This window comes from Embleya sp. L77, from assembly GCF_055557415.1.
The window spans coordinates 1817364-1837265 of sequence record NZ_CM145710.1 but is presented as its reverse complement, the minus strand read 5'-3'; the positions used below and the strand labels follow the sequence as shown (position 1 = coordinate 1837265).

Below are 19902 nucleotides of genomic sequence, written 5' to 3'. Positions count from 1 at the left end.
CTCGGGATCGCACCGAGCGTCCCGCTATGCTCACGGAGAACGGTCGATCGACGGGAATCTCCGCCGCACATCGGGTGGTTCGGGGGCGCGATGATGAACGGAAACGAGATGCGGGGGCCCCGCGGGCAGGTGCCGCCGTGGACTCCGCTGGACGACTTCCTGCTCTACACGTGCGACGTGGTCGCCGACGTGATCGAGGGCCGCGTGGCGAAACGGCCGCTGGTCCCCAGCCCGATCCGATTGGATGCGGGCGATCGGGCGCTGGCCACGGGACAGGCCGAGCGGTTCACCATGCGGGCGGCGGGCGACGGCAGCTACCGACACAGCAACATGTTCGTGTTCGGCGGCCCGGCGTTCGTGGTCGGCTCGCTGGCGGCCAACGCGATCGGCAACAACGTCCGGCGCAACAACGCCGCCCGCGCCGCACAGCCGCGCTGGATGCCGGACGGGTTCGGCGAGGTCACGGTGACCCTGCGACACGTGCGCCTGGTGCACCCGATCGCGCCGCTGTCGCTGTACTGGAACGGCCTGGACGCGGTGGACCTGCCCGGCCCCGGCGTCTTCCAGGCCTCGTTCCAGGACACCCACGGCAACCGATACACGAGCGTCCGGCTGCACACCGGCTGGGCCTCGCTGATGTTCGCGCTGGCCGCGCTCGACTCCTTCCCGGCACACCCTCGGCTGCTCGCCGGCACCTGGCTCCCGCCGCACTTCGAACAGCACGCCGCCGCGCACGGCCACTACTGCCGCCCGGCGGCGAGATTGGCGATGCACCGGGCAAGCGGCTGACGCACCGGCGGCGGCCCCGGTGCCGGCACCGGGGCCGCCGGAAGCCACGAACGAGGCTTCCCGGTGTGGTCGGTCAGGGCAGGATCTCGACGTACCCTTCGGTTCCGTGCACGCGGATCCGCTGTCCGTCGCGGATCAGCCGGGTGGCCTGTTCCACGCCCACGACGGCCGGCAAGCCGTATTCCCGGGCGATCACCGCACCGTGGGTCATCAGGCCGCCCACCTCCGTCACCAGGCCCGCGATTCCGACGAACAGCGGCGACCAACTGGGGTCCGTGAAGGGGGTGACCAGGATGTCGCCCGCTTCGAGATCGGCCTGCGCCATGTCGAGGATGACGCGGGCCCGCCCCTCGATGGTCCCGGCGGAAACCGCCAGTCCGACCAGGGCGCCGGCCGGCACGTCGTCGCGCCGGTACGCCCCGGTGACGGCCTCGCCATCCGATGTGAGCACCCGGGGCGGTGTGAGCGCGTGGTACGACCGGAACGCGTCCTTGCGCCGCCGGATGAGCCGGTCGTCCACCCGGTTCGAGCGCACGACGTCGTGGAGTTCCTGGAACGTGAGGTAGAAGACGTCCTCCTTCTCGGGGAGCACGCCGGCCTGCACGAGGCGCTCGGCCTCCCCCAGCAGGGCCTGCTTGTAGACGAAGTAGCGGCTGATGATGCCGTACTTGGGGTACTCCCGATATCCGATGAAGGTTCTGACCCGGTCGATCATCCGCTTGGCCTCGTCGGCTTTCCGGTCGCCGTCCGGCAGGGCCCGCAAGCGGGACAGCACTTCCTGTTCCTTCTGCCACGCCTTCCGCCGCCCCTGCTCGAAGCGCCGCTCGGCCGCGCCCGGCTCGAAGTTCCTGACGTTGTCGAGGATCACGGGCACGAGTGTGTCGGGACGCTCGCGCCAACGCGGCCTGGTGATGTCGATCTCGCCGACACAGCGCATGCCGTACCGATCGAGGTAGCCCTCGATGGCGTCGCGCGCCTCGGTCCCGCCCGCGAGCTTCGCCAGCTCGTCCAGGAAGTTCTCGTCCCGGACGCCCTGCAGGAACGCCACCACCTCCGACCGCGGGCGGATCACGTCCGCGACGTCGAGCAGCGCCAGTCCCATCTGGGACGTGACGTTGTCGGGAGCGGACAGCGTCAGCGTGTCGGCCGCGTTCTTCTCGCCCAGCCACTCCTGCAACTTGTCGTTGAGCCACCACGTGGCCTCCATCCCCGCCATGATCGCCTGAAGGTTCAGCGGATCACCGAGGACTCGCTTGTGCTCCTCGAAGGCCTCCAGCAGAAAGTCGAACAGCGCCGGTCCGGTCTTCGTCCGGATGTCCCGCTCCAGGGCGGCGATGGACGCCCGGCTGCGCTCGATCAGCTCGGGGACGATGGCCGGATTGGCCTCGGTCGGGGCGGACGCGCCGCCGGTGGGTGGCCCGCCGGGGCCCGCGTCCGGGAGCGACGGGACGAAATCATCGCGGTCGAGGACGGTCTCCAGAGCGTCCCTGATCAGCGGATCGCTTCTCCCAATGACGTCCAGGAGACCGGCGCGGCTCACGGGCGAGGCCAGGCGCCGGGTGACGTCGACGAACAGCCTTCCGCCGGCCTCCTGCATCGGCACCATGGCGGTCAGCCGCCACATGGAGAGCCCCAAGGGCTTCATCGGGTCGGTCATCATCTGCCCATGACCGACGGAGACGTAGACGTGATTCTCCCGGTCGCCGGCCTCGGTGACGGGGATGGGGAACAGCGTCGTGATCGGCCGGCTCTGCACGATCCGGAATCCGTCCTCGACCAGGCACCATTCGATGTCCTGCGGGCAGCCGAAGTGTGCTTCGATCCGCCGCCCGAGCTCTACGAGCCGCATGGCCTGCGCGTCCGTCAGCGCCGGCTGCTCCTGCCGCTGCGCGTCGATCGCCACTTCCCGCGTGCCGCCGGCCGGCAGGGCGTGCACGGCACGCTGTTTGGCGGCGATCGCCTTGGCGACGATTTCGCCGTCTCGCACCTTGAAGACGTCCGGGTTCACCAGGCCGGAAACCAGGGCCTCGCCGAGGCCGAAGCCGGCGTCCACGGTGGCGACCTTCCGGTTGCCCGTGACGGGGTCGGCCGTGAACAGGATGCCGGACGCATGCGGGAAGACCATCCGTTGCACGACCACGGCCATCCGGACCGTACGGTGGTCGATGCCGTTCCGCAGGCGGTAGATCACGGCCCGCTCGGTGAACAGCGAGGCCCAGCACCGGCTGACGTGCCGGAGGATCGCCGTCGGCCCCACGACGTTCAGGTACGTGTCCTGCTGGCCGGCGAAGGAGGCCGTCGGCAGGTCCTCCGCCGTCGCGCTGGATCGAACGGCGCAGCCGGCTTGCTCGCCGAGCCCGGCGAGCGCGCGAGTGATCGCCGCCGCGACATCGCCCGGGATGGCGATTTCTTCGATGGTTCGACGGATCTGCGCGCTGAGCGTGCCGATCGCCTCCCGGTCGTCCGGGTTCAAGCGCGACAAGCGGTCGAGTCGATCGTCGATCGACGGCGCCTCCGCCATGATCCGCCGGAAGGCGTCCGTCGTCACGCAAAACCCACTCGGCACGCTGATGCCGTCGATCCGGGACAGCCCACCCAGATGCGCGCCCTTGCCACCGACGACCGCGACCTGCGTCTCGTCGATCTCGTGCAGATCCAACACGTACTGCTCGGTCATCGCGATACCTCCGGGACAGCCGCGCTCCGCTTTACTGTGGCGGCCGATCGCATCACCGGCACCGGCGCCCGAAACTGCACCGCCGGTCCCACCGCCGGTTCGACGTCACCGCACCCCCCGTTCGTCGACGACAACGACAACAACACAGGCACGACGTGGCCCCATTTCCGCAGGTAGTGGCTTCGGCCGACGATTCTGCGCCGTGACCGGGGTCTTGCCGCAAGTCCCCTGGTGCGCTATAGCTTGGTAGTGGCAGGGAGAGCGATCTCCCTGCCTTTGCCTTGTGCGCCGAGGTGTGGTCACCCGGGCGGCCGGGATCGGTGACCACGTTCCGGCCCGTCCGGACACCCGTGCTCGTCGCCGCGCGCTCGGCGACCTCCGCAGCCGAACGGCGATGCACCATGGGACCCACTCGATATCTCGAATCGGTGGACGGATCGATCGGTGTGAGCGAGCGGAGGCGGGTCGGGCGGTGATCGAGGTGGAGTTGAAGGCTCGGGTGGGTGATGTGCCGGGCCTGGTCGGTGCCTTGGAGCGGCTCGGGGGTGGCGGGCGGGAGGAGGTGTATGTGGACACCTACTACGACGACGCCGATCGGGTCTTGGCGGGCGGGGACCGGGAGTTGCGGATCAGGACCGTGCGGGGCGCGGGTGCGACGGTGTCCGTGCTGACGTACAAGGGCGCGCGGGTCGAGGCGGTGTCGGGATCGAAGCCCGAGTACGAGACGCGCGTCGAGGATGCCGCCGGTGCGGACGCGGTGTTGCGCGGGCTCGGGTACGTCCCGACGATCCGGTTCGAGAAGCGGTGTCGGAACCACGCCTTCGAGCGGGACGGTCGACGCCTGCTCGCGTCCCTGGTGGAAGTACCGGAGTTGGGTGAGACGTTCGTCGAGGTCGAGACCCTGGTGGCGGACGACGACGGGGTGGCCGCGGCGCTGGAGGTGGTGCGGACGGTGCTTGCCGACCTCGGGGTGCCGCGCGGGGCGGTGACGAACGAGACGTACACGGAGGCGGTGGCGGCGGCGCGCAGGCTCCGGGGAGAAGCACAACAGGCCCCGGGATCGGGGTGATCGGATCGTTTTCCGGACGGTTTGCGGCCTGTTCGGTTAGTCCTTTCGGGTGTTGGGGTCGAATGGGGCTTCGGGGCCGGCCCCGGTGCGGTAGACAGGGGGCATGTCTCTGAAGACGCGTGCCGCCAGGGTCGGCTCGATGGATGTGAACCGCATGGCCCCGGTGGAGTTGCGGGTGTTCGCACTGTTCGCCGCGGCGGCCGCGGCGGGGCAGAGCATCACCATCCGCGAGGTCGCCGGACTCGCCGGGCCCAACGGGCGCACGATCGGCTCGCGCAGCGCGATGAGCATCGCCGGCGACCTGGTCGACAGCGGCCTGTTGGCCCTGACCCCGGCACTGACCGTGGTCGGCCTGGACGGGCCCATCCAGGTGTCCGTGGCCGGCCGGGATACGGCGGAGCCCGCACCCGCGCCCGCCTCCGCCCCCGCACCGGTGCTGCCGCGGCCCTCGTCGCCGCTGCTGCCCGAGTTGCGCGAGCCGACCGCACCCGTGGCCGCCGTGCCGCCGACCCGGAACGCCCGCACGGCGCCGGAGCCGCGGTCGGCCAAGGAGGCCCGCCGCCCGCGCGAGCCCAAGGGGTCCAGGGACGGCGAGCAGACCGGCCTCAAGCGCTTCGGCGTGCTCACCGTGCCGCCCGGTCTGCCGGAGCCGCTGTTGGCCGAACTCACCGCGATTGTCGAGGGGTTCCGCGCGCACCAGGCCGGCGGCGCCGCCGATCTGACGGTCGTCGCGGAGTTGACCAAGCGCAAGGCCGCCGCGCTCACCGTGTGGGCCGACGCACCGTATCCGCTGGGCACCGGCCTGGTCCGGGCCGAGGCCGAACGGGCCCACCGGGCGTACGAGACCACCCTCCAGCAGTTGGCCCAGCAGCGCGGCATCCCGTGGGAGAGCGCCCGCCCCGGCGCGGAGCCGGGCGGGCACTGGGCGGTGAGCGGCCTCGGCGAGCCGGTGCGCGGCGCGCTGACCTACATCGGCCGAACGGCACCCGGCACCGCGCCCGTCGCCCGACTGCTCGCGCTGGTCTGCCTGTTGCGCGGAGTCGGCACGGGCGTGGCCAACCTGACCGGGCCGGACCTGCGCGGGGTGTGCGGCAAGGAGGCCGAACTCGCGGTCGGCGAACTGACCGCGTCCGGGTGGCTCACCGTGGACGTCGAGGACCTGCTGGCGACCGAGGAGGACCCGGTCGGGTGCGGCGTCCCCGGCGCCGAGGGCTTCTCGTTGGGCAAGCTGCCCCGGACCCGGTCCTCGGGTTGGGTCGCCCGGCTGATCTCGCACAAGAAGCTGCGCAAGCAACCCGCACACGTACGGCTGGCCGCCCTGGGCATCACCGCCCACTCGGACGCGAAGGGCGACACCCGCGTGGAGGTCGCGTTCCTCACCGACCTCACCGCGACCACGGCCGAACAGGTCGCGGCCGCCGCCGACACCCTGGTGACGGAGGGCTGGCTGGCCGAGGCCCACGTCGAGGGCGGCGAGCTGCGCGGGCGGATCGCACCGGACAACCTGATCTTCGTCGAGGCATTGCGCACGAACACACCGGTGCAAACCCTCCAGGCGGCAGCCAAGGCCGCGGCAGCCGAAGCCGCAGCCGCGGCGGAGGCCGGCACCACTTCGGATGCGGCGCAGGCGTAGGGAGCAAGTCCCCTGGTTCGGCGGCGAAGCCGGACGGTCGGGCGCCCCGCGAGGATGACGGCGGCGCGGGAGGGCGCACGGCCCGCGTCACCGCTCACCGCCCGCGGGGTGGGCACGGAAGGCACTTGGCCGGGCAGGGCCGCGATCCCGCTCCGCTCGACCTGCGGCGACCCCGCCCCGCACGTGGGTGAGCCGGGTGGTCAGGGGTCGCGTGGACGACCACCCAGCCGGCCGCCCAGGCCCGGCCCCGGTCCCGTCGACCAGGACCGGGCCGTCCGTCCGGGTTCGGCATCGCCGGGATGCCGGGGGTCCGACCCCACCCGCGCGTCCGGCGCGCGGGCACCTCGGCCGGCGCGTACCCGGTGAGCCGGCCGGCCCCGTCCGAGGGCCGCCTGCCCCGGCGGCCCCGATCGCCGGAGGCGCCGTACCCGGGGTTTCGAGGTACCCGCCCCCGCGGCCGGGTGCCTCGGGATCGGCACGGGACACCACCGCGCGCTGCGCGGATCCACGCGTGTGAAGCTGATCGCGGCCCCTTACGCCGGCGGAAGTTTGCCTGGCCGTCACCCGCGATCCGCTCCCCGGTCGACGGCGGACCGATGAACTGCGTTCGTCCGAACACCTGCGCACGCCCGAACCATCCCCGTACGTGCGAACAGCTCGGCACACCCGAACCACCCCATCCGTGCGACCCCTCGCACGGGCGCTCCCCGCATCCGAAAGGGCTCTTCGTGTCGGCCTCTCCCCAACCTCCCTCCGGCGTATCCCGCCGCCGCCTGTTCCAGCTCGGCGCGGGCGGCGCGGGACTTGCCGTCGCCGGCTCGCTCCTGCCGCCGTCCGTACAGCAGGCCCTCGCCTCCCCGCCTCGGCGCGGCGGGTTGAAGGCGATCAAGCACGTCGTCGTGCTCGTCCAGGAGAACCGGTCCTTCGACCACTACTACGGCATGCTGCGCGGCGTCCGGGGCTTCGGCGACCGCAATGCGATCCGGCTCCGGGACGGGCGCGCCGTGTTCGAGCAGCCGGGCGGCCCCGCCGGTCGCGTACTGCCGTTCTCGATACGCAAGGCGGCCCAGGAGGCGTCCAAGGACCTGCAGTACATCGGCGACCTCGACCACGGCTGGGACGGCGGGCACAGGGCCTGGAACGACGGCTGGAACGACGGCTGGATCGGCGCCAAGACGCCCGCCACGATGGCCTACTACGACCGTACCGACCTGCCGTTCCACTACGAGCTGGCGGACACGTTCACGATCTGCGACGCGTACCACTGTGCGCTGCCGTCGTCGACCTCGCCCAACCGCAACTACCTGGTCAGCGGCTACACCGGCTACGAGCCCGGCAGCAGCACCCGGCGCGCGATCGACAACGCCGCCTACTCCGAGGACACCCACGCGGGCTACTCGTGGACCACCTACGCCGAGCAGCTCCAGCGCGCGGGCCGGTCCTGGAAGGTCTACCAGGAGTGGGACAACTACCAGGACAACAACCTGGAGTTCTACACCACCTTCAAGCAGGTCGCGCGGAAGGCACTGGCCGCTGCCGGCGACTTCAAGAGCCTGGACTCGTTCTACGGCAAGCTCGGCGGGCTGCCGGCCGCCGAGCAGGACGCGCTGCTGGCCAAGCTGGAGCAGGGCGTCGCCGCGCTGCCGGCCGCCGACCGGGCGCTGTACGAGCGCGGTCTGCGGCGCGGCCGGCCGCACTCGCTGGCGGACTCGCTGCGCGCCGACATCGCGGCGGGCACCCTGCCCGAGGTGTCCTACCTGGTGCCCTCGGCGGCCGACTCCGAACACCCGGGCGCGTCCTCGCCGGCCGCCAGCGCGACGATCACCTACCAGGTGCTGGACGCGATCGCGTCCAACCGGGAGGTCTGGGACTCGACCGTCGTGCTGCTCACGTTCGACGAGAACGACGGCTTCTTCGACCACGTGCCCGCGCCGTGCCCGCCGGAGGAGGTCACGGACGAGTACTACAAGGGGCTGCCGATCGGGTTCGGTGCCCGCGTGCCGATGATGATCGTGTCACCGTGGACCGTGGGCGGGTACGTCTCCTCGGAGATCTTCGACCACACCTCGGTGACCCGATTCCTGGAAACCTGGACGGGAGTTCGCGCACCCGACATCAGCGCGTGGCGACGCACCGTGTCCGGCGACCTGACCGGCGTCTTCGACTTCGACCGGGCCCGCCGCTCGAACGTGCCGCCGCGCCCGGCCCCCGCCCCGGCGTTCACCTCGCGCTGGCGGCCCGCGCCGCCGGCCGACCAGAAGCTGCCCGAGCCCGAGCGCGGTCGCCGCCCGGCCCGCCCGCTGCCGTACCAGCCGGACGCCTCCGCGCGGCTGGACGCCGCCAAGCGCACGCTGACGCTCGACCTCGCCAACGGCGGGCAGTCCAGCGTGCACCTCCAGCTGTTCCCGTACTCGGGCGACCTGCCCAAGCCCAAGCACTACGACGTGCGCGGGCGGCGCTCGGACACGATCACGCTCAAGGGCGACCGCTACGACCTGACGCTGGTGGGCCCGAACGGCTTCCGCCGCGAGTTCGCCGGGACCACCGCGACCGCCGGCGCCGAGGTCACCTCGCGGATCCGCAGCACGGGTCGGATGCTGGATCTGGAACTGACCAACCACGGCAAGCAGTCGGTGACCTTCACGCTCACTCCGAACGCCTACGGCGTCGGCTGCTCCGACCGCGAGCGTACGATCACCCTCAAGCCGGGCCGGGACCGTACGGTGCACTGGTCGACGGGTTCGGCCGACGGCTGGTACGACGTCACGGTGACGATCGAGGGCAGCGACGGCTTCACCCGACGCCTGGCCGGCCACATCGAGAACGGCCGGGAGAGCGTCAGCGGCTGACCGGCGGATCGACCGGCAGGTCGCGGCGGCGACCCGCACCATCGCGCACGTCCCGGCGACTTCCCCACGCCGGGACGTGCGTTCTCGGAGCGGCGCCCTTCGGCCTGGGCCCGGCGGCGCCTTCGGCATTCGGAGGGCGGCGCCTTCGGGCTTCGACGGGCGGCGGGTGGATGGCGGCGGCCGACCGGCGGGGAACGGCCGGCGGCCGGCGGGAAGCGGGAGAGTGGCCGGCGGCGGGCGGGCGGCAATTCAGGCGGCGGTTCGCACCTTGCCCTTCGGCGGGTGGGTGGTTGCGTCGTCGCCGGTGGCCGGTGTGCTCGGTGCACCCGGCGCGCTCGGCGTGCCCGATATGCTCGGAATCGCCCGAGTGCTCGGGACCTGGTCGGCGCTCGGCTTGGTGGGCTGCAATGTGCAGTGGCCGTCCTCACATTGGCGCTCCAACCGGCCCGCCGAGATTGCCCCGATCAACCCCATCACCCAACAGGTCGGGCAGCCGCGCAGCGCGATCAGCCCCACGGGAGCGAGCAGCAGGGCTGCCGGGCCGACCACGGGGAGCAGTGCGAACGCCCCGACGAGCGCACCGAACCCCACCGCGCCTCGAACCAGGTGCCGCGCCACCGAGACATCGGCGGCGCGTCGGTCAGTGACGGCTTTCATCGAGAACCCCCTCATCTCCGTCGAGCGGCTGCCGAAGTCCCTCCCGGACCGCCGCCCGGGCCCGGTGCAGACGCGACTTCATGGCGGCCGTACTCAAACCCAGCGCCTCGGCGACCGGCCGACCCGGCAGACCCTGCACGTCACGCATGATCAACACCCGGCGCAGATCGTCGGGCAGCGCGGCGATCACCGCCGCCACCCGCTCGGCCTCCAGGCGCCGCAGCACGTCGTCCTCCAGGCACTCGGTGGCAACCTCCCGGTCCGGTTCGGCCGGCCGCAGCACCGTCCGAGTGCGCCGCAGGCACTCGTTGCGCACGATGCGGAACATCCACGACCCCAGCGCCGCGGTCGCCCGCAACATCCCGATCTTGCGGTAGAGGATGATCAGCGCCTCCTGCGCGGCGTCCTCCGCGTCGTGCGGCGACGCACACAACGAGTGGGCGAAGCGCAGCACGTGCGGATACGACCCGGAGACCAGCGCGGAGATCGACTCGACGTCCCCGCGCTGGGCGGCGAGGACCAACGGTTCGCCGGGCCAGTCCTTGTCAGCCACGCGACTTCCCCCGCTTCCGGATCAGCACGACACACGTACACACCAGCATCGCAACACCTACAGCGACACCGACGACGACAACTCCCATGGGTACCCTCCTCGGACTCCCGGGCCGACCGAGCGGTCGACGCACACACATAAGAGCCCGTCGGGCCACGAAAGGATTCACCCGGGAATCCGAAACCCGAAACCGGAATCCGAAGGCTCGGTTCGCCGGTGGGTGACAGCCCGATCCAACCCGATCCCGATCCGATCCGGGGCGGGGCGGGGCTGCCCGGACGGTCATACCCGAACGATCTTGCCCGAAAGGTCAGGCCCGGAAGGTCAGGCCCGGAAGGGGAGCACCGTGCGGGCGCGGACCAGTTCCCCGTACGGCTCGGGCGTGCCGGCCGGGAGTGTGGCCAACCACAGGACGTCGGCGGCGGCGCGCTCGACCTCCGCGGCGCGCTCGGCGGGGTCCACCGGTTCGCTCGGGTCGGCGCGGCACACGCTCGCGGCGTTGACCACGATGTCGCGCCGGGCGGCCTCCTCGGCCAGGTCCCGGGCCAGGATCTTCATCGCGGCGATCCGGCCGATCATCGACGGGACGCCGATCCAGGCCGGCCAGCCCTCGGCCGCCGCCCGACCCTGCTCGACGGCACACACGTAGTCGTCCATCACCTCGGCCAACTCGGCCAGACTCGCCCGATCCACGTCGAAGCGCGCTCGAAGCCGGTACGGGAGGTGCCGCAGTCCGCCGAAGTCGCCCGCCAGGAGTACGAATCGCGCCCCGTCGCCGAGCAGCGGCGCGAACGCCTCGATCAGCCGGTGGGTGTCGTGGTTGTCGGTCTGTACGTAGGACCTGACCTGGTCCTGATTGCGTACGCCGAACGCGATCCGGGCGGCGGCGCCGGCGATCACCACGTCCACGCCCCCGTGTCGGTCGGCGAGCGTGTCGGCCAGCGCGCCCACGCCGGCCGCGTCACCCGCTTCGAGCACCGCGAGCCGCGGCGCGAATCCCTCGCCGCGCAACCGGGCGACGGCGGCTCGCCCGCGTTCCGGGTTCCGGGAGGTCAGGTAGACCACGCCGTCGTCGCCGAAGCGACGGCACAGCCCGCGCACCAGCGCGAGACCCAGCGCGCCGGTCGCGCCGGTGACGAGGGCGGTCTTGGCCATGGTGATCCCCGATTCGGTGAGAGTGGGAGGTATGCGGCCGGGCGCCCCGATCGGTCGCGTCGATCGGTCGCGTCGATGTGGTGTTCGAGCGTTTCGCTCGGCGTGTCTCTACGATCGTGCCGGGATGGCGCCCGAGCAACGACGATGCTCGCAACCCTTGTTAACCCAGGGGTTACCGATGACGAAGCGGGAATCGGATCCGGCTCGGATCGGCTGACATCGACAGGACGCCGCAGGGAGCAACGGGCAGCGGGGCGACGGGGCGGCAGGGCGACGCGCCACAACCCGTGCACGGCAACAACGGCACGACACGGCTTGGCCCGGCACAGCGCAACACGGCATGGCACGGCGACGAACGGCGGGGGCGTATGGAACTGCGGGACATCGAGATCTTCCTGGTGCTGGCGGAAGAGTTGCACTTCGGCCGCACCGCCGAACGGTTGCTGGTCTCCTCGGCCCGGGTCAGCCAGGCGATCAAGCAGCAGGAGCGCCGAATCGGCGCACCGTTGTTCGAGCGGACCAGCCGGCGCGTCGCGCTGACCCCGATCGGCCGGCAGCTTCGCGACGACCTCGCGGCGGGCTACCAGCGCATCCAGGACGGGATCGAGCGGGCCGCGGCGGCGGCCCGCGGCCTCTCCGGGACGCTGCGCCTGGGCACGATGGATGCCACGCTGGCCGAGATCCCCGACGTCCTGGACACCTTCCGGACCCGGCATCCCGACTGCGAGCTGCGGATCCGCGAGGCACACATCGGCGACCCGTTCGGGCTGCTGCGCAGCGGCGAGGTCGATCTGCAACTGGTGTGGTTGCCGGTGGAGGAGCCCGATCTGACGGTGGGTCCGATCGTGCTGACCGAGCCGCTGGTGCTCGCGGTGTCGGCCCGGCACGAATTCGCCGGCCGGGCCTCGGTCTCGATCGAAGATCTGGCGATCGGGCCGGTGTTCCGGACCGACGACTCGGTCCCGGCGTACTGGGCCGAGGCGATCAACCCGACCCAGACACCCAGTGGTCGGCCGATCCCGCGCGGCCCCTCCAGCGCCACGGCGCACGAGACGCTCACCGCGATCGCGGCCGGCCTGGGCATCTCGCCGGTCCCCCTGCACGCGGTCAAGTACTTCCCGCGCGGCGACATCGCGTACATCCCCATCCACGACTCACCCATCCTGGCCTGGGGGCTGGTCTGGCGCACAGCCGCCTACTCCCCGCTCGCCCAGGCCTTCACCCGCGCCGCCACCGACACCTTGGCGGCGTCGGCGGAGCCGGGCCCGGATCCGGCCGGCGCAACCCGCCGCCCCTGATCGACCGCGCGGCCGACAACCGTCCGAGGCGCCGATCGAGGCGGCCGTCCACTCCGTCCTCGGACGGACCGCCTCACCCGGAGCCGGCAACCGATCCGGCCCACCCCGGACCGGCCCGCGAAGCCAACCTCGCTCCATCGGCCGCGTCGACCGACACCACGACGCCTCGGCGGCGGGGCCGGGGCATCGGCTGCTAGGACTTCACCCATTCCCTGGGGTCGCCGTCGGGACGGCGGACGGTGCCGGCGGCGAAGTCCTGGAACCCGGCGAGGCGGTTGCGGACGGAGTCGGCCACGTAGTCCTCGATGGACGTGGCGAGCCCGAGTCCGATCAACGCCCGTACGCGTTCCACGGCTTCCGGGGACAGGCTGACTCGGACCTCGGCCCCACCGGCGCGAGTTGATTCGATACTCATCCGCCGGACGCTATCGCCGCGCACCGACACGGCCCCCGGCCCGACATCCCACCTCCCACATCCCGGCCAGTGCACCGGCCACCCCGGCCGTCGCCGGCGGTCCCCGCAGGCCGGTACCGATCGACCGCCACGGAACCGATTACGGTGTCAGCACGATCCGGCCGAAGACCTCGCCCGCGTCCATCTTCCGGTGCGCCGACGCGGCTGCGTCCAGTGGCAGCACCTCGTGCACCACTGTCTCGATCCCACCGCGGCTCGCTGTGGCGAACTGCTCGCTTCGCACGGCCCGCCGGTCGGCTCCGGGGACGGTTGCCGCGCTGAAAGTGGCGAAGGACATCGACTTCCGGAATGCCGCCATGATCTTCATGCCGAAGTCCGCCGGTGGCGGGCCTGCGACGGCGCCCACGGCCACCATGCGGCCGTTCGGGTCGAGGCGGTCGAAGAACGACGGCATGTCCTTGCCGGCCACCACATCGATGATGACGTCATACCCTGCGGGTGCTTGTCCTCCCCCGCCGCCGGAGCGGTCCAGCACGTGGGTCGCGCCCAGCCGGCGCAGCCGCCCACCTCGCTCGGCCGAGGAGGTGGTGACCGCCACCGCGGCGGCGCCGCCGCGAGCGGCGAGTTGCACGGCCATGATCCCGATGCTGCCGGCCGCCCCACGCACCAGGACCCTCTCCCCGGGAGCGGAACGGGTCGTCCGGCCCGGCCTCAGCCGACACCGATGGTCTGTCGCTCCGGCTCGATCACGCCACGACGCGCTCAGGCCACGAGAAGACGGAGGCCGAGTTCTGCCGCGTCGAGGGCGACGAGGTCGTGGTTGCGTTCGGCCCACCGCCCCGAGGAAAGGTCGTCGCGGAGTCTGCCGACCGCCCGCTGCTCGGCCGCCAGCCCGACTCTGGTCCATACCGATACCGCGCGGCGCACATGTTCGTCCAGGTACGCCTCGGGCCGGCGCCAGTAGGCCTCGAAGAAGCCGTCTGCGCAGTCCCACGGGATGAGCACCGGCTCCATGCGCGCCCCGATCGCGTCGGCCAACCGGTCCACCGAGGGCCGTCCGGCGACCAGGCCGGCGACCTCGGGCAGGTAGTCGCGGCTGAGCCAGAACCGCCGACGCCAGCCGGTGTCACCGGTGTCGTGCGTGAACACCACCACGCGGTGGGCCACGCGCCGCATCTCGCGCAGCCCGGCGATCGGGTCGTGCCAGTGATGCACGGTGCTGAAGGCCATCGCGGCATCGAAGGACTGTTCCTCGAACGGGAGGCTCTCCGCGCCGGCGGCCACACACGGCGCCGCGCCCTCGGGACGCTGTGCCCGCATGACCGCCGACGGTTCCACCGCCGTGACGTCGCGGTCGGGGGGCTCGTAGGAGCCGGTCCCGGCCCCGACGTTCAGTACCGTCCGGGCGTCCCCGAGCGCCGCCCAGACCCGCGCGGCGATCCGCGGTTCGGTGCGCCGCGTCGCGGGGTAGGCCGAGCCGATCGCTTCGTACAACTGCGCGCCGAACACCTTCAGTTGCTCCTCCGGTGTCGTTCTGATCCCCATTGCCCGTGCCTCCAGTTCGCTGTCTATGGCCGTCACCATGGCCGCGGCGCGGTCGCGCTGTTCCAGCAACAGGCCGCGCAGCCGGTGCAGGTGCGCGACCGCGTCGGTGGTCGGGTCGTCGACCAGATCCGCGATCTCGCGCAATCCGAAGCCCAGCCGCCGATAGGCGAGCACCTCCCGCAGCCGCTCCACGTCACCCGCCGAGTAGGCCCGGTATCCGGCCGCGGTCCGCGCGGACGGCTGCACGAGGCCGATCCCGTCGTAGTGATGCAGCGTGCGCACGCTCACCCCGGCCAGCTCGGCCACACGTCCCACGGTCAAGTGCTCTTCCACGCCACCGACAATGCGGCATGACGCAACGTGAGGGTCAAGCGCTGCCCGGTCCTGGTAACGCGGGTGGCCGGGTGGCCGCGTGGCCGCGTGCCCGGGTGGCCGCGTGCCCGGGTGGCCCAACCCCCGCACTCGACCCGCGCACCCGACTCGACGCGATGGCCGCCGACAGGCCCACCCGACCGTCCGTCTGCCGTCGACGTCCGTGATGCCCTCCTCGGGGAAACGTGGGACGCCGCCTAAGCTGATCGACGTGCCGCCATTGCCGATCATGTGGAGCGATCCCGGCTCCTACGGGCTCACCGTCTTCCACGACCGCCACCCCGAACTGGTACGCCGGTTGGCCGCGGCCTTCCCGCTCGCCGCACGACAACTCGACGCGCTGGAGGCGCTCGTCGCCGAGACGCTGCACGACATCGTCCGCCCTCTGCCCCCGCAGGCCCACGACGCCGCACGGTGGGCGGCCTGGGCCGAACCCGGCGGATACTACGAACGCCCGTGGACGCAGGCCCCGTTCCTGTGGGCGGAAAGTTACTTCTACCGTCGACTGCTGGGCGCCTTCGGCTACTTCGACAGCGGCCCGGGGGCGGGCCCCTGGCGCGGCATCGATCCGTTCGGCCCGACCAAGCGCGTCGAACTCGACGGTCCCGCCGTCGACGAGGAGTTGGCGGGCCTCGCGGCGACCGCCCGGCTCGACCCGGAGGAACTGCCGTACGCGCTCGTCATGGCATCGCTGTGGGGCAACCGCGCCGACCTGGGCTTCCGCCTCACCGCGAAGACCGACGCGGGCACGGCGAAGACCGACGCGGGCACCGCGGACAGCGACTCGGGCACCGCGAGGCATCGTTACGGGGGGCCGCAGGGTCCCCTGGTCGCCGACGACACCGCGCCGCTCCTGCGCCACCTCGCGGCCGAACCGGGCGGCCGCGTGTGCGTGGTCGCCGACAACGCGGGCGGCGAACTGATCCCCGACCTTGTACTGATCGACCATCTGCTCGACACGGGCCTCGCCGCCGACGTCGTGCTACACGTCAAGCCCCATCCGTACTACGTCTCCGACGCGACACCGGCCGACGTGCTCGCGTGCCTGCGTCGACTCAAGGCCGCCCCCGGGTACGCGGGGCGCGTCGGCGAACGCCTGTGGCAGGCGACGGCGGCACGCCGACTCGACGTCCGCACCCACGCATTCGCATGCGCGCCCCTGCCCTACACCGCGATGCCCGAGGACCTGCGCGCCGACTTCGCCTCGGCGACGGTGACCATCCTCAAGGGCGACCTGAACCACCGCCGCCTGGTCGGCGACCTGCACTGGCCGCCGACCACCCCCTTCCGCGACACGGTCGGCTACTTCCCGGGCCCGGTCGCATCGCTACGCACCCTCAAGTCCGACGTGATCGTCGGCCTGGAACCGGACACCGTACGCCACCTCGACGCCACCGAACCCGCATGGCGCACATCGGGCACCCACGCCCTCGTACAGTTCCACGCACCCCCCGACACCACGGCCCGCACCAACTGAATCCAGGTGCGAGCCGATCCGAAACCCGGGCCGATGACGAGGGTGATTCAGGGCATGTCAGGGAGGGCGTCGACCGACGAAGCCATGCGCGTGCTGCGGGACGAGTTGCGGGTCAAGCGGGGTGCGGTCGCCGATCCGACCACCCAAGGCACCTGGTCGGCGTTCTTGCGATTCGGCCGGTTTCGCTTCGACACCCCGGGCACCTCCGACGCCGACGGACTTCTCTTCCAGTACGGAACCCACGCGTTCGACGGCCCGCCGACGTTCTCGCTCGATCTCACGCGACAGTTCGAGATCAACGACGACGGCGGCGATCACGACCACTACGTGCAGGTCCACTGCGAACTCCGCTACGACTTCGCCGCATCCTTGAACGCGTTGGGCGTCTTCGAGTCGTGGTTCTTCCACGACACCGGGGACGATCTCGATCGGTGGGCCGAAGAACTGACGAACCGACCGGCCTGGAGAGTCCTTTGCGAACACGTGCCCGCGGAGATCAGGATCTACCGCGAGCAGGTGTGACGGGAGCAGCCGGCGGCACGAGTGGGTGACGTCGGGTTTGGTCGGTTGCACGTCGTCACCCACTCGTTGCCTCCGCGAACGGGATCGCCGCGGCCCCGGGGTGGTTCAGTGGGCGCCCCCGGCCCGGCCTCCTCCACCGATGCCGGTCGGTGGTCGGTGGTCGGTGGTCGGGATGCACCCGCGGCGGCCCGGGTGTGCCTGGTGCCGAGAGGGCCGGGTGTTATCCGAGTCCGCGGGCGGTGCTGTCGGTCGGACCGCCGTTCCGGACGTCGGCAACCGGTCGCGCGGAACGGACGGTGGGTCACGTGGAGATGCTGGTGACCGCGTCTATGCCGTAGGTGCGGGCATAGCCGTTCTCGGTGCCGACGAGGAGGTCGACGACGTCGAAGTAGCGGTCCCAGAAAGGGGTTTCGCGCAGCGCGTCGATGAGGAGCTGGTAGGCGTGGTGGTCCACGGCCTCCCAGACCCAGACGTCGGTGACGCGCGTGGAGTAGAACTCCGTGTCGTAGAAACGTGACCGGACGCCGGTGACCTTGCCCTCGATCGCGGGGACGACCTGAGTGGTGAAGGCGTCCAGCCGCTCCCGGGGGGTCATCGCGAGCCATTCGGGCGTGGTCTTGACGAGCATGAACGCCGTCACCGGGGTTTCGGTTTCCGCAGAGGGCATGGCAAATCCTTTGAGGCAGTGGTGGTTTCGGTGCGGTCGTTGCCGCGGACGTGGGCCGTTCGGGGTGGGCGTCAGGGGTGGGCGTCAGGGGTGGAGGGCGGGCATCAGGGTCTGGGCGCACCACTGTTCGAAGGTCGTGGGGGAAGCGGTGTCCGGGGTGCGCGTGACGCCGGTGTCCAGGCCCTCGTCCTTGGCCCGCTTCATGTCGACGATGCCCTGGACGAACGCCTCGTTGAGGCCGTAGCCGACGAGGTCGGTCTGCAGACCCTCGTACGACTGGCGTTCGTAGCGGACGGGACGACCCGACTGCTCGCCGATGATGCGGGCGACATCGTTGGCGGAAAGGTCTTCCGGACCGAGGACCGGGACGCTCTCCGTGCCCGTCCAGGAGCGGTCCAGCAGCAGTCGGGCGGCGACGGCGGCGATGTCGGCGGTGGCGACGAGAGGGGCCTTCCGGTCGGGGGCGACGACGTCGGTGAAGACGCCCTTTTCCCGGATCGAGTCGGCCTCCTCCAGGAAGTTCTCGAAGAAGGACGGGCACGCCAACGCCCGGTAGGCGACGCTGGTGCCGGCGATGAGGTCGTCCATGGCGAGGGTCGCGGTGACGAGTCCGGCGCGATCGGCGAGCGGGGTGCCGCGGCCGAGCGCGGAGATGCCGACGACGTGGCCCACGCCGTGCGCGGCAAGCGCCTTCGCGGCGGGGAGGGTGAAGCCGGAGTAGGCGTCGTAGGGGGTCAGGGAGGCGTTCGGCGGGGCGAGCCAGAAGACGGCGTCCGCGCCTTCGAAGGCACGGTCGACGACCTCGGGGGTGCCGTGCGAGCCGGTGATCACCTCGGCGCGTTCGCGCACCGTGTCGGGAAGTCGGGCGGGGTCGCGCACGACCACGCGCAGTTCCTCGCCTCGGTCCGAGACGGACTCCAGGAGCAGGGTCAGCAGCCGGCGGCCGATGTTCCCGGTGGGAGTGGTGACGACGATCATGAAAACCTCACGGGTCGTGCCTGATGGGTACGACCTCATCCTGCGGAGGCTCATGGCGTTGCCACAATAGGAATCTCAGCAACGAATCATTGCCTGAAATGGAATTATCCTGGTGAGCAACCCCGACGCAGTCATCGACGCCAACCTCGCCGTCGCGCTGGACGCCCTGCTGACCGAGCAGAGTGTGACCCGCGCAGCGGCGCGCCTGCATACCTCCCCGGCCGCCATGAGCCGCACTCTCGCCCGCCTGCGCCGCATCCTTCAGGACCCCCTCCTGGTACGGGCCGGACAGGCCATGGTCCCCACCCCCCGCGCCCACGCCCTGCGCAACGAAGCCGCCTCCGTGGTGCGCCGTCTCGGCGCCCTGCTGACCCCCGACGCCGGTGTCGATCCCGCCGCCCTGAGCAGCACGTTCACCCTCCAGGCCGCCGACTTCGTCGGCGCCGCACTGGCGCCCGGACTGCTGCGACTGGCCCGACGGGAAGCGCCCGGGGTTTCCTTTCGGTTCAGGACCGAGGACCTGGAGGGCGGACCGGTCCTTCGCGACGGCCGGATCGACCTGGAAATCGGATCCATCGACCACATCGACCCCGAGACCCGGGTCGAAGTACTGCTCACCCTCCGGATGGTGGCGGGCGTCCGCCCCGGTCACCCCCTCACCGAGGGAACCCCGACCCCGGCCCGGCTCGCCGCCGCCGAACACGTCGTGGTCAGCCGCCGCGGCCGATTCACCGGGCCCCTGGACACCGCCCTGGCCGAACTCGACCTCCACCGGCGGGTCGCCGTCGTGCTCCCCGGCCACTTGGCCGCGATGACCCTCGCCGCCCGCAGCGACTTCGTCTGCCTCGTCCCCGCCACTCTCCCGGGCGCCGCCCCCTCGCCCCTGACCGAGACCGCAACCGCGATGGGCCTCCACCTCCTCGACATCCCCCTACCACTGCCGCCGGTGGCCATCGGCATGGCCTGGCACCCCCGCCACGCCGCCGACGGAGCACACCACTGGCTCCGCAACGCCGTCCGCCGAACCCTGCGCACGGCCGACGCAACAGGCGCCTGACAGGTCCGCGACCGGGCCGGAGCGCACACGCCGAGCACCATCGGGAGTGGCGGCCGACGCTCGGCTCCGGAAGTCGGCTTGCCCCCATGCCCGTTGCCGCCGGCCGCCGATGTCCCCGGCCGGCACCGAGCTGCACCGAGCTGCACCGGTCGAGGAGGACAGCCCCCACGAATCGGCGGCAATGCGCTG

16 protein-coding genes and 1 pseudogene are annotated in these 19902 nt (G+C 71.7%); 8 read left to right on the top strand and 9 right to left on the bottom strand.

Translation table 11 applies throughout. The annotated features are described in order from the left end of the window. Nucleotides 1-108: 108 nt before the first annotated feature. On the top strand, nucleotides 109-789 hold the full coding sequence (locus ACZOOI_RS37905; RefSeq protein WP_465281357.1) for a hypothetical protein: 681 nt from the start codon (nucleotides 109-111) through the stop codon (nucleotides 787-789). A gap of 73 nt (nucleotides 790-862) precedes the next feature. Here the strand turns inward: ACZOOI_RS37905 and rph are convergent, their stop codons facing one another. Beyond that, on the bottom strand, nucleotides 863-3466 hold the full coding sequence (rph, locus tag ACZOOI_RS37900) for a rifamycin-inactivating phosphotransferase (RefSeq protein ID WP_465281356.1): 2604 nt from the start codon (nucleotides 3464-3466) through the stop codon (nucleotides 863-865). A 481-nt stretch (nucleotides 3467-3947) separates the two neighbouring features. On the opposite strand from rph, the gene ACZOOI_RS37895 reads away from it, so the two are divergent. From ACZOOI_RS37895 to ACZOOI_RS37885, 3 genes are all read left to right on the top strand, one after another. Continuing rightward, entirely contained in the window at nucleotides 3948-4535 is a 588-nt protein-coding gene (locus ACZOOI_RS37895) for a class IV adenylate cyclase (RefSeq protein WP_465281355.1), read from the top strand. A 103-nt stretch (nucleotides 4536-4638) separates the two neighbouring features. Continuing rightward, nucleotides 4639-6168, top strand: coding sequence for a hypothetical protein (locus ACZOOI_RS37890; protein ID WP_465281354.1), 1530 nt, complete (start codon nucleotides 4639-4641; stop codon nucleotides 6166-6168). A 728-nt stretch (nucleotides 6169-6896) separates the two neighbouring features. Beyond that, the gene (locus ACZOOI_RS37885) at nucleotides 6897-9017 is read left to right on the top strand and encodes a phosphocholine-specific phospholipase C (RefSeq protein WP_465281353.1); all 2121 of its coding nucleotides are present in this window, start codon (nucleotides 6897-6899) and stop codon (nucleotides 9015-9017) included. 249 nt (nucleotides 9018-9266) lie between these two features. Here the strand turns inward: ACZOOI_RS37885 and ACZOOI_RS37880 are convergent, their stop codons facing one another. The 3 genes from ACZOOI_RS37880 to ACZOOI_RS37870 form a co-directional block, all read right to left on the bottom strand. Continuing rightward, nucleotides 9267-9674, bottom strand: a complete 408-nt coding sequence (locus tag ACZOOI_RS37880) for a hypothetical protein (protein ID WP_465281352.1) — start codon at nucleotides 9672-9674, stop codon at nucleotides 9267-9269. Then, nucleotides 9658-10227 carry an RNA polymerase sigma factor gene (locus tag ACZOOI_RS37875; RefSeq protein WP_465281351.1) on the bottom strand — a complete coding sequence of 190 codons (570 nt, stop codon included), beginning with the start codon at nucleotides 10225-10227 and terminating at the stop codon, nucleotides 9658-9660. The genes ACZOOI_RS37880 and ACZOOI_RS37875 overlap by 17 nt, the downstream gene beginning before the upstream one ends. 324 nt (nucleotides 10228-10551) lie before the next feature. After that, nucleotides 10552-11382, bottom strand: coding sequence for an SDR family NAD(P)-dependent oxidoreductase (locus tag ACZOOI_RS37870; RefSeq protein ID WP_465281350.1), 831 nt, complete (start codon nucleotides 11380-11382; stop codon nucleotides 10552-10554). 368 nt (nucleotides 11383-11750) lie between these two features. Between ACZOOI_RS37870 and ACZOOI_RS37865 the strand changes: the two genes are divergently transcribed. Continuing rightward, nucleotides 11751-12680, top strand: a complete 930-nt coding sequence (locus ACZOOI_RS37865; RefSeq protein ID WP_465281349.1) for a LysR family transcriptional regulator — start codon at nucleotides 11751-11753, stop codon at nucleotides 12678-12680. A gap of 193 nt (nucleotides 12681-12873) precedes the next feature. On the opposite strand, the gene ACZOOI_RS37860 is transcribed toward ACZOOI_RS37865, so the two are convergent. The 3 genes and pseudogenes from ACZOOI_RS37860 to ACZOOI_RS37850 form a co-directional block, all read right to left on the bottom strand. Further along, a complete protein-coding gene (locus tag ACZOOI_RS37860) occupies nucleotides 12874-13095 on the bottom strand; it encodes a hypothetical protein (RefSeq protein ID WP_465281348.1) in 222 nt (73 codons plus the stop codon). A gap of 139 nt (nucleotides 13096-13234) precedes the next feature. After that, nucleotides 13235-13789: pseudogene (locus ACZOOI_RS37855) on the bottom strand (zinc-binding dehydrogenase); the annotation flags it as partial. Between the two features lie 68 nt (nucleotides 13790-13857). Then, complete coding sequence (locus ACZOOI_RS37850) at nucleotides 13858-14946, bottom strand: MerR family transcriptional regulator (protein ID WP_465284126.1); 1089 nt, start codon at nucleotides 14944-14946, stop codon at nucleotides 13858-13860. A 277-nt stretch (nucleotides 14947-15223) separates the two neighbouring features. Here ACZOOI_RS37850 and ACZOOI_RS37845 point away from each other — a divergent pair, with 277 nt between their 5' ends. Beyond that, nucleotides 15224-16489 carry a damage-control phosphatase ARMT1 family protein gene (locus ACZOOI_RS37845; RefSeq protein ID WP_465281347.1) on the top strand — a complete coding sequence of 422 codons (1266 nt, stop codon included), beginning with the start codon at nucleotides 15224-15226 and terminating at the stop codon, nucleotides 16487-16489. Nucleotides 16490-16543: 54 nt separating this feature from the next. Then, entirely contained in the window at nucleotides 16544-17011 is a 468-nt protein-coding gene (locus ACZOOI_RS37840; RefSeq protein WP_465281346.1) for a hypothetical protein, read from the top strand. Between the two features lie 301 nt (nucleotides 17012-17312). On the opposite strand, the gene ACZOOI_RS37835 is transcribed toward ACZOOI_RS37840, so the two are convergent. Beyond that, the gene (locus tag ACZOOI_RS37835) at nucleotides 17313-17678 is read right to left on the bottom strand and encodes a darcynin family protein (RefSeq protein WP_465281345.1); all 366 of its coding nucleotides are present in this window, start codon (nucleotides 17676-17678) and stop codon (nucleotides 17313-17315) included. Between the two features lie 84 nt (nucleotides 17679-17762). Continuing rightward, nucleotides 17763-18656: an NAD(P)H-binding protein gene (locus ACZOOI_RS37830; protein WP_465281344.1), complete on the bottom strand. Its 894-nt coding sequence runs from the start codon at nucleotides 18654-18656 to the stop codon at nucleotides 17763-17765. A 103-nt stretch (nucleotides 18657-18759) separates the two neighbouring features. On the opposite strand from ACZOOI_RS37830, the gene ACZOOI_RS37825 reads away from it, so the two are divergent. Continuing rightward, nucleotides 18760-19713, top strand: a complete 954-nt coding sequence (locus tag ACZOOI_RS37825; RefSeq protein WP_465284125.1) for a LysR family transcriptional regulator — start codon at nucleotides 18760-18762, stop codon at nucleotides 19711-19713. The last annotated feature ends 189 nt before the right edge of the window (nucleotides 19714-19902 follow it).

Excerpts from the sequence above, each read along its gene's own strand:
- ACZOOI_RS37905 (WP_465281357.1), top strand. The coding sequence starts at position 109 with ATGCGGGGGCCCCGCGGGCAGGTGCCGCCGTGGACTCCGCTGGACGAC.
- rph (WP_465281356.1), bottom strand. The coding sequence starts at position 3,466 with ATGACCGAGCAGTACGTGTTGGATCTGCACGAGATCGACGAGACGCAG.
- ACZOOI_RS37890 (WP_465281354.1), top strand. The coding sequence starts at position 4,639 with ATGTCTCTGAAGACGCGTGCCGCCAGGGTCGGCTCGATGGATGTGAAC.
- ACZOOI_RS37880 (WP_465281352.1), bottom strand. The coding sequence starts at position 9,674 with ATGAAAGCCGTCACTGACCGACGCGCCGCCGATGTCTCGGTGGCGCGG.
- ACZOOI_RS37870 (WP_465281350.1), bottom strand. The coding sequence starts at position 11,382 with ATGGCCAAGACCGCCCTCGTCACCGGCGCGACCGGCGCGCTGGGTCTC.
- ACZOOI_RS37865 (WP_465281349.1), top strand. The coding sequence starts at position 11,751 with ATGGAACTGCGGGACATCGAGATCTTCCTGGTGCTGGCGGAAGAGTTG.
- ACZOOI_RS37860 (WP_465281348.1), bottom strand. The coding sequence starts at position 13,095 with ATGAGTATCGAATCAACTCGCGCCGGTGGGGCCGAGGTCCGAGTCAGC.
- ACZOOI_RS37840 (WP_465281346.1), top strand. The coding sequence starts at position 16,544 with ATGTCAGGGAGGGCGTCGACCGACGAAGCCATGCGCGTGCTGCGGGAC.
- ACZOOI_RS37835 (WP_465281345.1), bottom strand. The coding sequence starts at position 17,678 with ATGCCCTCTGCGGAAACCGAAACCCCGGTGACGGCGTTCATGCTCGTC.
- ACZOOI_RS37830 (WP_465281344.1), bottom strand. The coding sequence starts at position 18,656 with ATGATCGTCGTCACCACTCCCACCGGGAACATCGGCCGCCGGCTGCTG.